11 protein-coding genes, 1 tRNA gene, 1 pseudogene and 1 riboswitch are annotated in these 14,114 nt (G+C 67.4%); of the genes and pseudogenes, 10 read left to right on the top strand and 3 right to left on the bottom strand.

What is annotated here, in order from left to right:
* Positions 1-114 precede the first annotated feature (114 nt).
* The 5 genes from xdhC to LGN17_RS06610 all read left to right on the top strand — a co-directional run bounded on the left by xdhC (position 115) and on the right by LGN17_RS06610 (position 4,802).
* Positions 115-1,125, top strand: coding sequence for a xanthine dehydrogenase accessory protein XdhC (gene xdhC, locus LGN17_RS06630; protein WP_226195617.1), 1,011 nt, complete (start codon positions 115-117; stop codon positions 1,123-1,125).
* Between the two features lie 18 nt (positions 1,126-1,143).
* Positions 1,144-2,169, top strand: coding sequence for an adenosine deaminase (locus LGN17_RS06625; protein ID WP_226195616.1), 1,026 nt, complete (start codon positions 1,144-1,146; stop codon positions 2,167-2,169).
* 27 nt (positions 2,170-2,196) lie between these two features.
* The gene (locus tag LGN17_RS06620) at positions 2,197-2,544 is read left to right on the top strand and encodes a hypothetical protein (protein WP_226195615.1); all 348 of its coding nucleotides are present in this window, start codon (positions 2,197-2,199) and stop codon (positions 2,542-2,544) included.
* Positions 2,541-3,857 carry a guanine deaminase gene (gene guaD, locus LGN17_RS06615; protein WP_226195614.1) on the top strand — a complete coding sequence of 439 codons (1,317 nt, stop codon included), beginning with the start codon at positions 2,541-2,543 and terminating at the stop codon, positions 3,855-3,857. Before LGN17_RS06620 ends, guaD begins: the two co-directional genes overlap by 4 nt.
* Before the next feature lie 156 nt (positions 3,858-4,013).
* Positions 4,014-4,151, top strand: a riboswitch (yybP-ykoY riboswitch).
* A gap of 78 nt (positions 4,152-4,229) precedes the next feature.
* Positions 4,230-4,802, top strand: coding sequence for a TMEM165/GDT1 family protein (locus LGN17_RS06610; RefSeq protein WP_226195613.1), 573 nt, complete (start codon positions 4,230-4,232; stop codon positions 4,800-4,802).
* Positions 4,803-4,856: 54 nt separating this feature from the next.
* On the opposite strand, the gene LGN17_RS06605 is transcribed toward LGN17_RS06610, so the two are convergent.
* On the bottom strand, positions 4,857-5,555 hold the full coding sequence (locus LGN17_RS06605) for a DUF4136 domain-containing protein (protein ID WP_226195612.1): 699 nt from the start codon (positions 5,553-5,555) through the stop codon (positions 4,857-4,859).
* Positions 5,556-5,742: 187 nt separating this feature from the next.
* Between LGN17_RS06605 and pepN the strand changes: the two genes are divergently transcribed.
* The 5 genes from pepN (at position 5,743) to LGN17_RS06580 (ending at position 11,119) form a co-directional block, all read left to right on the top strand.
* Positions 5,743-8,436: an aminopeptidase N gene (gene pepN, locus LGN17_RS06600; protein ID WP_226195611.1), complete on the top strand. Its 2,694-nt coding sequence runs from the start codon at positions 5,743-5,745 to the stop codon at positions 8,434-8,436.
* Positions 8,437-8,715: 279 nt separating this feature from the next.
* On the top strand, positions 8,716-9,729 hold the full coding sequence (locus tag LGN17_RS06595) for a class 1 fructose-bisphosphatase (protein WP_089439471.1): 1,014 nt from the start codon (positions 8,716-8,718) through the stop codon (positions 9,727-9,729).
* Positions 9,730-9,936: 207 nt separating this feature from the next.
* A tRNA-Thr gene (locus LGN17_RS06590) sits at positions 9,937-10,012 on the top strand.
* 377 nt (positions 10,013-10,389) lie between these two features.
* Positions 10,390-10,602 carry a hypothetical protein gene (locus LGN17_RS06585; RefSeq protein WP_226195723.1) on the top strand — a complete coding sequence of 71 codons (213 nt, stop codon included), beginning with the start codon at positions 10,390-10,392 and terminating at the stop codon, positions 10,600-10,602.
* Between the two features lie 262 nt (positions 10,603-10,864).
* Positions 10,865-11,119, top strand: a complete 255-nt coding sequence (locus LGN17_RS06580; protein ID WP_114176412.1) for a GlsB/YeaQ/YmgE family stress response membrane protein — start codon at positions 10,865-10,867, stop codon at positions 11,117-11,119.
* Between the two features lie 79 nt (positions 11,120-11,198).
* On the opposite strand, the pseudogene LGN17_RS06575 reads toward LGN17_RS06580, so the two are convergent.
* Together LGN17_RS06575 and LGN17_RS06570 are read right to left on the bottom strand one after the other, a co-directional pair.
* Positions 11,199-11,550 (bottom strand): annotated as a pseudogene (locus LGN17_RS06575) (TlpA family protein disulfide reductase); the annotation flags it as partial.
* A 99-nt stretch (positions 11,551-11,649) separates the two neighbouring features.
* Positions 11,650-14,001 (bottom strand): TonB-dependent receptor, encoded by a 2,352-nt coding sequence (locus tag LGN17_RS06570; protein WP_226195610.1) that lies wholly within the window; start codon positions 13,999-14,001, stop codon positions 11,650-11,652.
* Positions 14,002-14,114: the final 113 nt, after the last annotated feature.

Raw genomic sequence — 14,114 nt, 5'->3', positions numbered from 1 at the left:
CGCACCGCATCGGCCGTGCGGCCGGCCCGCCTCGCTCCCGTCCGTCATCGTTGCCGCCACGCTCGCCAGCCCGCGCCGCGTGTCCTGCCGCGTCGCCCCGAACGGAGCGTGCTGATGGAAGCCTGGCTCGGCGATCTGCAGCAACTGCTCGCGCATGGCGAAGCGGCCGTGCTCGTGACGGTCGCGCACACCGACGGCTCCGCACCGCGCGAAGCCGGCACCAAGATGCTCGTCACGCGCGACACGGCCCGCCATACGATCGGCGGCGGTCATCTGGAATGGAAGGCGATCGAGATCGCGCGGCATCTGCTGAAGGATGGCGCGCACGTGCCGCACGCGCGCCGGCTCGAGCGGCTCGCACTCGGCCCGAGCCTCGGCCAGTGCTGCGGCGGCGCGGTGGTGCTCGCGTTCGAGCGGCTCGATGTGGGCGATCTCGGCTGGATCATGTCGCTCGCGAAGCGTGTCGCGGCCGGCGCCGCGACCGTGCGTAGCGTATCATTCGGCCCCTCGCCGGGCGCGCCGCTGTTGAGCGAGCCCGAATCGGAAGCCGCGCGTGCCAACTGCCTGCTGTGGGAAACCGGCGGCGTGTCGCTGATGACCGAAACGATCGCACCGTATGCGTTCCCCGTCGTCCTGTTCGGCGCCGGGCACATCGGCACCGCGCTCGTGAAGGTACTGGCGACGCTGCCGTGCCACGTGCGCTGGATCGACGGGCCCGATGCGGTGTTCCCGCCGGCCGACGCGCTCGCCGGCATCGGCAACCTCGCGATCGAAGCGGCCGCTGCCCCGGCCGACGCGGTCGACGCGGCCCCGCCGCAGTCCTACTTCGTCGTGATGACGCACGACCACGCGCTCGATTTCGTGCTGGCCGAGCGCATCCTGCGGCGTGGCGACTATGCGTACTTCGGGATGACCGGCTCGCACACGAAACGCGCGCAGTTCGATCATCGCCTCGCAGCCATCGGCATCGACCCGGCCCAGGTCGCCCGGATGCGCTGCCCGATCGGTGTCGAAGGCATCATCGACAAGGCGCCCGAAGTGATCGCGATCTCGGTGGCGGCGCAATTGCTGCAGGCCGTCGAGGCAAACGCGAACGCGTCCGCGCAGGCTTCCCCTACCTATTGACCGACCAAGAACGACGCCATGACCCCGACATTCAAGGACAAGATTGCCCGCGCACCGAAAGCGGAGCTGCACATCCACATCGAAGGCTCGCTCGAGCCCGAACTGATTTTTGCGCTCGCGCAGCGCAACGGCGTGAAGCTCGCGTACGACTCGATCGACGCGCTGCGCGCCGCGTACGCGTTCACCGACCTGCAGTCGTTCCTCGACATCTATTACGCAGGCGCGAGCGTGCTGCTGACCGAGCAGGATTTCTACGACATGACGGCCGCGTACTGCGAACGCGCGCTCGCCGACAACGTCGTCCACACCGAGCTGTTCTTCGATCCGCAGACGCACACCGAGCGTGGCGTGCCGATCGAGACGGTGGTCGCGGGCATCGAGCGCGCACTCGCCGATGCCGAACGACGCGGGCTGTCGAGCAAGCTGATTCTGTGCTTCCTGCGCCACCTGTCCGAAGAGGACGCGCTCGCGACGTTCGAATCCGCGCTGCCGCTGTTCGAGCGCTATCGCCATCGCCTGATCGGCGTGGGCCTCGATTCGTCCGAGCTCGGCCATCCGCCGACGAAGTTCGCACGCGTGTTCGAGAAAGCGCGCGCGCTCGGGCTGAAACTCGTCGCACACGCGGGCGAGGAAGGCCCGCCCGCGTACATCTACGAAGCGCTCGACGTGCTGAAGGTCGACCGGATCGACCACGGCGTGCGCAGCATCGAGGACGCGGCACTCGTCGAGCGCCTCGCCAGGACGCGCACGGCGCTCACCGTGTGCCCGCTGTCGAACCTGAAGCTTTGCGTGTTCGACGACATGGCGAAGCACACGCTGAAGGCGCTGCTCGATCGCGGCGTCGCGGTGACGATCAACTCCGACGATCCGGCCTATTTCGGCGGCTACGTCAACGAAAACTACTTCGCGACGGCCGAAGGGCTGCAACTCACGGATGCCGAAGTCCATGCGGTGATCCGCAACGGCTTCGAGGCCTCGTTCATTGAACCGGCGCAGCGCGACGCGCTGTTCGCGCGCCTCGACGCGTACTGGCAGGCCGCGTGACGGCCGGCATCGAGGAACGCTAGACAGATGAAACACGGCAACGGCATCCGCTTCGCGACCACCGCCCCGGCCTTGTGTCGGGACGATCGCGTGCATGCCCGGGCGGCGACGGCGCCGTTCGTCGTCGCGCGCGCGTGCCTGCCGTCGCGATTTGCCGTTGCGCTCGCCACCGCATCGGTCGCGAGCGCAACGACTGCGAGGCCCGCCGGCGACCACTCGCTGGCGGCTTCGGCCGCCACGTTCGCCCGCGCTTTCGCATCCGGTCGTGCCGCACGCAACGTGCCGCGCCCGCTCGCCGTGCGCCGCGTTGCCCTCGTGCGACGTCGCTCGTGTTCTTCTGTTCGCCTTACCTTGATGCAGGACCATTCGTCATGACGCAAACCGCTTTTCGTTCCCAGCTGCTGACCTTCAACGGCGACCCGGCGCAATCGAGCCAGGCCGCGAACTACGAGACCGACGGCCTCCTGGTCGTCGACGACGGCAAGGTCGTCGCGGCCGGCCCGTACGCGCAGCTCGCGGCGACGCTCGCGCGCGACGCGATCGTCCATGACCTGCGCGACAAGCTGATCGTCCCCGGCTTCATCGACACGCACATCCACTATCCGCAGACGGACATGATCGCGTCGCCGGCGCCGGGCCTGCTGCCGTGGCTGGACAAGTACACGTTCCCGACCGAGCGCCAGTTCGGCGATCCCGAGCATGCGCGCGAAGTCGCCGACTTCTTCGTCGACGAACTGCTCGCCTGCGGCACCACGAGCGCACTCGTCTACTGCACGGTGCACAAGCAGTCGGCCGATGCGCTGTTCGCGGCCAGCGACGCGCGCGACCTGCGGATGATCGCGGGCAAGGTGCTGATGGACCGCAACTGCCCCGAATTCCTGCGCGATACCGCGCAATCGGGTTATGACGACAGCGCCGAGCTGATCGGCCGCTGGCACGGCAAGGGTCGCCAGATGTACGCGCTCACGCCGCGCTTCGCGCCGACGTCGACCGAGGCGCAGCTCGAGGCGTGCAGCGAACTCGCGCGCCGCCATCCGGACGTGTTCGTGCAGAGCCATGTCGCGGAGAACGTCGACGAGGTGAAATGGGTGGCCGAGCTGTTCCCCGGCCATCGCAGCTATCTCGACATCTACGACCGCTACGGGCTGCTGCGCCCGCGCGCGGTGTACGGCCACTGCATCCACCTCGACGACAAGGACCGCCGCCGGATGGCCGAGACGCGCACCGTCGTCGCACACTGCCCGACGTCGAATTTCTTCCTCGGCAGCGGGCTGTTCGATTTCGACAAGGCCGGTGAATACGACGTGCCCGTCACGCTCGCGACCGACGTCGGCGGCGGCACGTCGTTCTCGATGCTGCAGACGATGAACGAAGCGCACAAGGTCGCGCGGCTGTCGGGCCACCACCTGACCGCGACGCGGATGTTCTGGCTCGCGACGGCCGGCGCCGCGCAGGCGCTCGACCTCACCGAGACGGTAGGCACGCTCGCACCGCGCACCGAGGCCGACTTCGTCGTGCTCGATCCGCAGGCCACGCCGCTGCTCGCGCGCCGTACGAAACGCGCGGATTCGCTCGAGGAGCTGCTGTTCGCCTTTGCGCTGCTTGGCGACGACCGCGCGGTGTACCGCACCTATGCGGCCGGCAAGCTCGTCCACGAGCGCGGCGCGGCACGCCGCCCCGCCGCGTAACGACCTGCCGGGGTTCGCCCCGGCACGCGCGGGCATCCGCCACCGCGCCCGCCGGGCCTGCCGTACCGCTGGGGATCGCCGTACGCCGATCCCGCCCCGACCCCGGGCGCAGCGCCCGCCAACCGCTTTCCCGCGCGCAACGCGCCATGCTAGAATTCGCCCCTCATTGGGGAGTAGCCGCTCCGCTCGATGTCCCGCGCCCCCGGCGCGCATCGTGACGGAGGCGTCCGTCAACAGACTTGGCCGTATGGCCATGGCGGGCGCAGCCACCTAGGCCTGGCGAGACCGATGGTTCACAGTGCGCCGCATCAGGGCCCGGCGCGCCGTGGATCGTCGCTCGCACGCACAACATCGGCCCGTGGAACCCCATACGTGTCCCAAGCCTTCCTGATCTCCACCGGTGCCGTCGCGCTCGCTGAAATCGGCGACAAGACCCAACTGCTTTCCCTCGTGCTGGCCGCGCGCTATCGCAAGCCGATCCCCATCATTCTTGGCGTGCTCGTCGCGACGCTCGTGAACCACGGTTTCGCCGGCGCGCTCGGCGAATGGCTCGGCGTGCTCGTCACACCGTCGATCATGCGCTGGGCGCTCGCATTCTCGTTCATCGCGATGGGGTTGTGGATCCTCGTGCCGGACAAGCTCGATGCCGACGAAGCCAATGCCAACCGGTCGCGGCTCGGCGTATTCGGTGCGACCCTCGTCGCATTCTTCCTCGCGGAAATGGGCGACAAGACGCAGATCGCGACCGTCGCGCTGGCCGCGCGCTTCCAGGACTACATCGGTGTCGTGGCCGGCACGACGTTCGGGATGATGCTCGCGAACGTGCCCGCGATCCTGCTGGGCGACCGCTTCGCGCACCGTCTGCCGACGAAGCTCGTCCACGGGATCGCGGCCGTGCTGTTCGTCGTGCTCGGCGCGCTGGCGCTGCTGGGCATCGGGGTCTGACGGGGCGGACGATGGCAGGCGCGGCCGGTCGGCCGCGCCGAGACTGGAGCCGCGTTACTTCGCGGCGGCTGCGCCCGAAGCAGGCGCCACCGGCACCGCGCGCTCGTTGGCGGCCGGCGCCGCCGGCCCGCCGCGCTTGTCGACCGGCAGCCGGACCGAACGGACCGCGCCGTTCGACAGCGGGAAATCGGCGAGCGCGCTGCGTGCAAGGAACGGCATCGCGTACAGCAGCGTGCCGTTGTCGCCGGTCGTACGCGCGGACACGTTGTATACCTCCTTGCCCGTCGCGCGCTCGGTGATGCGGATTCCGAGCGTGTAGTCGAACACCTGGTACGTCTGCGCGACGTAGCCGGCCGGCATCGGCCCCCAGGGCCCCCACGGGCCCCACGGCCCGCGCCGCCAGTACGGCCCGGGCGCAAACCACGGATCGTAATAGACCGGCTGCGGGACCGTCACGAGATCGCTGCCGACCGCATAGGTCAGCCCGACGAGGTACCGCGCCTGCGCCTGCGGCACCTGCCGGAACGCATACGTGGACAGTTCGTTCGCGACGATCGGCTCGTAGGTCGACTGCTCGATGCTGTTCTTCTGCGCATCGGTGCGCGTGAATGCATAGGTGCGTGTCGCGTCGCTGCCGCTCCAGTCGGAGAAGGCCGTGACCTGGGTCGTCACGTAGCTGGTGCAGCCGGTCAGCAGCGCCATGCACAGCACCGCCGTCCAGCCCGCACCGCGTTGAATCCATTGGCGTTTCATGTTGATCCTCTTCGATCCGTCACCCGTTCGTCGCACCGCGCGAACCGTAACGGGATGCCGATAATACGCGGACTCCCGGAACCGGTAAAAAGTTCGCCCGGCACGCGGCCGCCAGCCTTTGTACAATGGCCCGGTTCGCCCGGCCCGTGCCACGGGCCCGTCCCCCACTCCACCGATCTCGACGACCATGTCCGACAACGCCTCTTCCACCGTGATCCGCCGCGCCGACTACACGCCGCCGGCCTTCCTCATCGATTCCGTCGCACTCGAATTCGATCTCGCGCCGGCCCGTACGATCGTCAGGAATACGATGCGCGTGCGCCGCAATCCGGACGCCGCGCCCGCGCCGCACCTGGAGCTGATGGGCGAAGCGCTTGAATTCCTCGGCGCACACGTGGACGGCGCGCCGCATGGCGCCGTGCGCGCGCACGAACACGGGCTGACCGTCGAGAACGTCCCCGAATCTTTCGAGCTGACGCTCGAAAGCGCATGCGCGCCCGACCAGAATACGACGCTGTCCGGCCTCTATGTGTCGAGCGGCAACTTCTTCACGCAGTGCGAAGCCGAGGGTTTCCGCCGCATCACCTACTTCCTCGACCGCCCGGACGTGATGGCGTCGTACACGGTCACGCTGCGCGCCGACAGGGCCGCGTACCCGGTGCTGCTGTCGAACGGCAACCTCGTCGATTCGGGCGACCTGCCCGACGGCCGCCACTTCGCGAAGTGGGAAGACCCGTTCCGCAAGCCGAGCTACCTGTTCGCGCTGGTCGCGGGCAAGCTCGTCGCGATCGAGGAGAAAATCACGACCGGCTCGGGCAAGGAAAAGCTGCTGCAGGTGTGGGTCGAACCGGCCGACCTCGACAAGACACGTCATGCGATGGACTCGCTGATCCACTCGATCCGCTGGGACGAGAAGCGCTTCGGCCTCGAGCTCGATCTCGACCGCTTCATGATCGTCGCGGTCGGCGATTTCAACATGGGCGCGATGGAGAACAAGGGGCTCAACATCTTCAACACGAAGTACGTGCTGGCGAACCCCGAGACCGCAACCGACACCGACTTCGCGAACATCGAATCGGTGGTCGGCCACGAGTACTTCCACAACTGGACCGGCAACCGCGTGACCTGCCGCGACTGGTTCCAGCTGAGCCTGAAGGAAGGCCTGACGGTGTTCCGCGACCAGGAATTCTCGGCCGACATGGCCGCGGGCGACGACATCGAGTCGGCGGCCCGCGCGGTCAAGCGCATCGAGGACGTGCGCGTGCTGCGCCAGTTGCAGTTCGCCGAGGATGCGGGCCCGATGGCCCACCCGGTGCGCCCGGAGAGCTACGTCGAGATCAACAACTTCTACACGATGACCGTCTACGAGAAAGGCTCGGAAGTCGTGCGGATGTACCAGACGCTGTTCGGCCGCGACGGCTTCCGCAAGGGGATGGACCTGTACTTCAAGCGCCACGACGGCCACGCAGTGACCTGCGACGACTTCCGTCACGCGATGGCCGACGCGAACGGGCGCGATCTCGCGCAGTTCGAGCGCTGGTACAGCCAGGCCGGCACGCCGCGCGTGTCGGTGCGCACCGCGTACGACGCGGCCGCGCGCCGCTATACGGTCACGCTCGCGCAGGGTTACGGCGACGCTTCGCCGGCCGCGCGCGAAACGCAGCAAGGGCCGCTCTTGATTCCGTTCGCGATCGGCCTGATCGGTCGCGACGGCCGCGACCTGCCGCTGCGTCTCGACGGCGAAGCCGCCGCTGCAGGCACGACGCGCGTGCTCGACTTCACCGACACCGAGCAGACCTTCACGTTCGTCGACGTACCGGAGCAACCGCTGCCGTCGCTGCTGCGCAATTTCTCGTCGCCGGTGATCGTCGAGTACGACTACAGCGACGACGACCTCGCCTTCCTGCTCGCGCACGACAGCGATCCGTTCAACCGCTGGGAAGCCGGCCAGCGCCTCGCGACGCGCGCGCTGCTGACGCTCGCCGCGCGTGCGGCCGCGAACGAGCCGCTCACGCTCGGCGAGAACTTCGTCGCCGCATTCCGCCGCGTGCTGACCGACGCGACGCTGTCGCCGGCGTTCCGCGAACTCGCGCTGACGCTGCCGTCGGAAACCTACCTCGCCGACCAGATGGCGGAGGCCGATCCGGCCGCCGTGCATCGAGCGCGCCAGTTCGTGCGCCGCCAGCTCGCCAACGCGCTGCGCGCCGACTGGCTCGCCGCAATCGAGCAGCACCAGACGCCCGGCGCCTACGAACCGACGCCGGAGGCCTCCGGCCGCCGCGCGCTGAAGAACCTCGCGCTCGCGTATCTCGCCGAACTCGAGGATCCGGCCGATGCCGTGCGCCTCGCGACTGCGCAATACGATGCGGCGAACAACATGACCGATCGCGCGGCAGCGCTCGGCGCGCTGCTGTCCGCCGCGGCCGCCGGCGCGAACGAACCGGCCGAGCACGCGCTCGACGATTTCTATCGCCGCTTCGAGAAGGAAGCGCTCGTGATCGACAAGTGGTTCGCGATGCAGGCCGCGCAACGCGGTACGCCCGCGCAGCCGACGCTCGCGAAGGTCCGCAAGCTGCTCGCGCACCCCGCGTTCAACCTGAAGAATCCGAACCGCGCACGCTCGCTGATCTTCAGCTTCTGCGCGGCCAACCCCGCGCAATTCCACGCGGCGGACGGCTCGGGTTACGCGTTCTGGGCCGAACAGGTGCTCGCGCTCGACGCGATCAACCCGCAGGTCGCGGCGCGCCTCGCCCGCTCGCTCGAACTGTGGCGCCGCTTCACGCCGGCACTGCGCGACCGGATGCGCGAAGCGCTCGAGCAGGTCGCCGCCGGTGCGAAATCGCGCGACGTGCGCGAGATCGTCGAGAAGGCGCTCGCGTAACGCCCTCGCCCGCATCGCGCGTGCGCGATACAGCCGGTGCCGCCCGTCGCGGCACCGGCTTTTTTTACGTGTGACTACTGCCGGACCCGTTCGCAATCGCGGGGTCTGACCGCGCCGCCTGCCGCCGCGACAACGCGCGTCCCGCCTGTCTCCCCCTCCGGAAACCGGGCCGGGCCGGCCGCCCGGCCGTGTAACCGGACGAAAAAACCCGGCGGTACGCGAGGCGCGACGGGTAAAATTGCGGCCATTCAAGGATTCTTTGGCCTTCTGGAGTCTGTCATGTCCATTGCCCGCCGCACCACGCTGTCGAAGTTCCTGATCGAACAGCAACGTGAGACCAACAACCTCCCCGCCGACCTGCGCCTGCTGATCGAAGTCGTCGCACGCGCGTGCAAGGCGATCAGCTACAACGTGTCGAAGGGCGCGCTCGGCGAAGCGCTCGGCACCGCCGGCAGCGAGAACGTCCAGGGCGAAGTGCAGAAGAAGCTCGACATCCTGTCGAACGAGATCCTGCTCGACGCGAACGAATGGGGCGGCAACCTCGCCGCGATGGCATCGGAAGAAATGGAAACGTTCTTCCCGATCCCCGCGAACTACCCGCGCGGCGAATACCTGCTCGTGTTCGATCCGCTCGACGGCTCGTCGAACATCGACGTGAACGTGTCGATCGGCACGATCTTCTCGGTGCTGCGCTGCCCGGACGGCAAGCAGGCAACCGAGGAATCGTTCCTGCAGCCCGGCACGCAGCAGGTCGCGGCCGGCTACGCCGTGTACGGCCCGCAAACGGTGTTCGTGCTGACGACCGGCAACGGCGTGAACTGCTTCACGCTCGACCGCGAAGTCGGCTCGTGGGTGCTCACGCAGAGCAACATGCAGATTCCGGCCGACACGCGTGAATACGCGATCAACGCATCGAACGCGCGCCACTGGTACGACCCGGTCAAGCGCTACGTCGACGAACTGAACGCCGGCAAGGACGGCCCGCGCGGCGACAACTTCAACATGCGCTGGATCGCATCGATGGTTGCCGACGTGCACCGGATCCTGAACCGCGGCGGCATCTTCATGTACCCGGCCGACAAGCGCACGCCCGATCGTCCGGGCAAGCTGCGCCTGATGTACGAAGCGAACCCGATGTCGTTCATCGTCGAACAGGCAGGCGGTGCCGCGACGACCGGCACGCAGCGCATCATGGAAGTGCAGCCGACGGGCCTGCACCAGCGCGTGCCCGTGTTCCTCGGTTCGAAGAACGAAGTCGAGCGTGTGACGGGTTACCATCAGGAAAAGCAATAAATTTGCACTGCAGCACTAGACAGGGTCGCGCGACGTACGTACAATCGCGCCTCTCGATGTGACCCCAACGGGTCGCATCGCAGTGAAACGAAGCGGGAAGTTTGCCGAGTCGATGAGTTTCGCGAAACAGCAGCAGCAAGCTGAAAAAAATTCGCAAAACCTATTGCCAAGATTTCAAATTTCACCTTATAATTTCGTTTCTCTGATGCCGGTGTAGCTCAGTTGGTAGAGCAGCGCATTCGTAATGCGAAGGTCGTAGGTTCGACTCCTATCTCCGGCACCAAGTTATAAAGGGCTGACAAGCAATGCTTGTCAGCCCTTTTCTCATTCCGGGCGCCAAATCGTGCGCCACCCTCCTTCTGCCCGCGTCCGCTCCGCTTGCGGGCATCCCCCGACTCCCGCGCCGCACCACGCCGCTCACAATAGACAGACCGATCAGCCCCCTCCGAACATCATGCGCACCTGGCGTCTCGAGCGACCGAACTCAGCGGGCAACTGGACGTATCGCGCGCGGCGCGCTTCGTCGCCGTGATCGGCGACAGCGAATTGAACGCATTCGCAGCCGGAGCGCTGTAGATGTGCGACGACGCGCTGTCGGTCGTGCAATGCACGATCTTCGTGTACGAGTTCGGACGCATCAACCGCCCCTCAAGAAACCGCATGATGACGGATACCGAACGCGACACGCTCGACACCGACCCCGGCCGCACGATGACGCGAATCGGTGAAGCCGATGCATCGCTCTTTCTCGCCCGCTTCGCCCTGCTGTCGATCGAGGCGATCGGCGATGCCACGACCGTCGCGCGGCCGATCGCAGACGCAAGCGACGGATTGCCCGACGCGGGCATGCAGTCATCGACGCGCGAACGATGACGCGCATGGCCGACCGCCTTCACCGGCGCCCCGTTCTTACAGATTCATTTCGTCACGCATTGCCCGTGCGCGAGCGTCGCCGTACGCAGACGAATTCTCTGGAAAATCCCGTTAAGGGTGCATAACATTACTTAACGATTCCGACCCGTCTATCGCGGTACATTGCGTGGGCGGCACGGCGGGTCGCGATGCCGCATTCATTCAGCTTGCGGCGACACAGCCGACGTCCGGTCATTCGATACAACTCAAGGAGAGGACAACCATGGCTCATGGCTTGATTATGTGGCTCATCATCGGCGCGATCGCCGGCTGGCTTGCCGGCTTGCTCGTCAAGGGCGGCGGCTTCGGGCTGATCGTCGACATCATCGTCGGGATCGTTGGCGCGGTGATTGGCGGCTGGCTCGCCGGGCTGCTCGGCATCAGCATCGGCAGCGGCTTCATCGGTTCGGTGATCGTCGCGGTCGTCGGCGCGGTGATCCTGCTGTTCGTGATCCGGCTATTCAAGCGAGCGGCCTGACGCTTCTCTCCACGCGCCTTCGGGCGCGTTTTCGCATCAGGCCGGCGCGCGGCCCGTTCGCCGCACGCCGCCGGCTCGTTCAGCGCTCCGCGCGCCGCAACCAGCCGTCGAGCACGTCTGCCGTCAGCAATCCGCTGCGCGCTTCGCGTGCGCCATCGCGCCCGATCCACACGGTGCGTGGCATTGCCCCTCTCCATCCTGCATCGAGCGCCGCGCGCAGACGCTCGGGCATCGGCTCCGCGTTCGCGTACTACGCGACCTGCGGCGGCGATTTCATCTGCGCGAGCGCCTGCGAGAGGGCCGCGCCGTTGTCGTCGTACGCGTCCGTCGCGAGTTGCACGTCCGGATGACGACACTGCCACGCAACCGGATGCGGCGTTCTCGCGACAGTATCCGCAATCGAGCGACCAGATCCCGATCGCCAGCGGCCGCCCGCAGCGGCCACAGTCCGCCGCCGGCCTACGCGGACACGCTCGCGAGCACGATGCCCGGCAACGCGAACCACAGCGCGCCGCCTGCCGCGAGCGATCTCACAGCGACCATTTCAGTTCTCCATAGAAAGTACGACCCGGATACGGATGGAACACGTAGTAGCGTCGATCCGTCAGGTTGTCGACGCCGAGCGACGCGGTCCAGTGACGGTCGAAACGGTAGCGCGCCTTCAAGTCGACGACCGTGAACGAACTCGTGCCACCGTAGACATCCGGGTTCACGTCGCTGTTGTCGAGCGTGTTGAACTGGCGGCCCGAGTAGCGCACGCCAACGCTCGCAAGCCAGTGTTCGTCGAAGCGATACGACGCGAGCAGGTTCGCACGCATGCGCGGAATTCGCGGAAAGCGCGAGCCGACATACGCGGGATTCGCGGCGTCGGCAAGAATCTGCGCGTTGCTCGCCGACACGTTCGCGTCGAGATTGAGCCCGCGCAGCCCGACGTTCTCGCCGCTGAACGCGAGTTCGACGCCGCGCACACGCACACGATCGACGTTCGAGATGTTGGTCACCGTCGTCGCGCCCGAGACCGTCGTCTGGCTGTAGATCGAATCGCGCAGGTCGCTCTGGAACACGCTGGCACGCACGACGCCGACGCCCACGTCGCGTTCGGCCGTGAAGTCCCAGTCGATCGCCTTTTCCGGCCGCAGGTTCGGGTTGTTGTTGACGATCGCGTTGTTCGAGATCGTGCCCTGGAACAGTTCGCCGACCGTCGGGAAACGCGTGCCGGTCGCGAACGACAGCCGGAAGCGCCAGACGTCGGTCGCATCCCATTGCAGCGCGACTTTCGGCGACAGCGCGTTCGCGCTCCGGTCCGCGTAGCCGAGCGTGCCCGTTGCATTGCCGAGCGCGCCCCCGTACGCATCCCAGCGCTCGTAGCGCAGCCCCAGCGTCGCGAGCCAGCCCGGCGCGAAGCGCCACGCGTCCTGTCCGAACAGCGCCTGCGTGCGCGTGTCGCCACGATAGACGCTCGACAGCGACGTGGTCGGCCCGGCCAGCCAGTCGGCCGTGTTGTAAGTGATGTTGCGCAGGAAGTAGTTGTCGTAGTGATAGCCGAACGTGAACGTATGGCCCTTCACTTCCGGTGCCTCGGCCTTCAGGTCAAGCGTGCGCCAGCCGGTGCCGTCACCCTGGAACAACGTGCCTGCGCCGCCCTGCACGGTCGACGCCGAACGCTGCACGTCGCGCGACACGTCGTACGCGGACACGACGCCCGACAGGCGCCAGCCGGAATCGAGCCGGCCGTTCAGGCCGAGCGCGTACAGCCAGTTCTCCTGGTCGCCACGCTGCGGCGCGAATGCGTTCGGCGCGACGGTCATGTTCTGGCCGCCGATCGACACGTTGCCGCCGTAGACCGGATTGCCGGCCGCATCGCGCAGAAAGGTTTCGCCGTGCTGTCGGTAATGGTTCTCCCAATGCCCGAGCGTGAGCGTCGCATCGACGTGGTCGGTAAACGCATAGCCCATCCGGACCGTCTCGTTGAGCTGCTCGGTCCGCTCGATCGTCTGCGCGCCGACGATGGTCCGCGGCTGGCCGTTGGGTCCGATGTCGGTCGCGGCGCCCGTCACGGGCACGGCAACGCCGAGCTTCGGGTTGTATGCCGAATTGGGGCTCGCATACTGCATCGGCTGACTGTTGTTTTCGAGCCGGTCGAGCGACAGCGCGAACCAGAACCGGCCAACGCGGTTCGCGATCCGCGCGGTCTGGTGATTGCCGCCGAAGCTGTCCGCGAATCCGTAGCCGTCGTGGTAGCGCTGCGTGAAGAACTGCGTCGACAGCGACACCTCGAGCTTTTCCGGGCGACGCGTCGTGAGCAGCACGGTCGAGCCGATCGAGTTGCCCGGATACAGCGCGGAAAACGGGCCATAGAGCACGTCGACACGCGCGATATCGTCGGGCGGAATCAGCGACCAGCGCGGCGGGTACGCGTAGCTCGAGCCGAGCAGGTTCGACAGCAGCACGCCGTCGGCATAGACGAGTCCGCGCGCGCTCTGCAGTTCGTTGAAGTCGCGGCCCGCGAACACGCTGTTGCGGTCGCCGATATAGCGCTTGCGGACCATCAGGTTCGGCGCGTACTTCAGCGCGTCCTCGGTGGTGACGTTGGTGTGCGATTCGATCTGCTCGCGCGTGATCGACGTGACGACGGCCGGCGTATCCGGATCGACCGGTTGCCGCTGCGCAGTCACGCTGACGGCAGTCAGCGTATCGCCGGCCGCCGGCGCCGGCGGCACGGGTGCGACAGCCGAAGCGGGAGCGGCGGCATCGGCGGCACGCTCGGCGCCACCGTGCACATCGTCGGTTGCGGCCGCATGAGCGGCAGACCATGCGAATGCGGCCGCGCATGCGAGCGCGAGCCGGCCGCGCGACGGCCGCGCGGCGAAGGGAGAGGACATGAATGAATTCCTGAAAACGTGATCGGACGCCGCCGGACGCGAGCGCGCACCGCGCACGGACGGCGCGGCACGCGGCCCGGCCGCGGACGGCACGCGCGCCACCGGGGCGCGCG

Source organism: Burkholderia sp. AU30280 (genome assembly GCF_020420125.1).
In the GTDB taxonomy this organism is placed as follows: domain Bacteria; phylum Pseudomonadota; class Gammaproteobacteria; order Burkholderiales; family Burkholderiaceae; genus Burkholderia.
The sequence above is the reverse complement of the archived record's forward strand: the minus strand, read 5'-3'. Positions and strand labels throughout refer to the sequence as shown.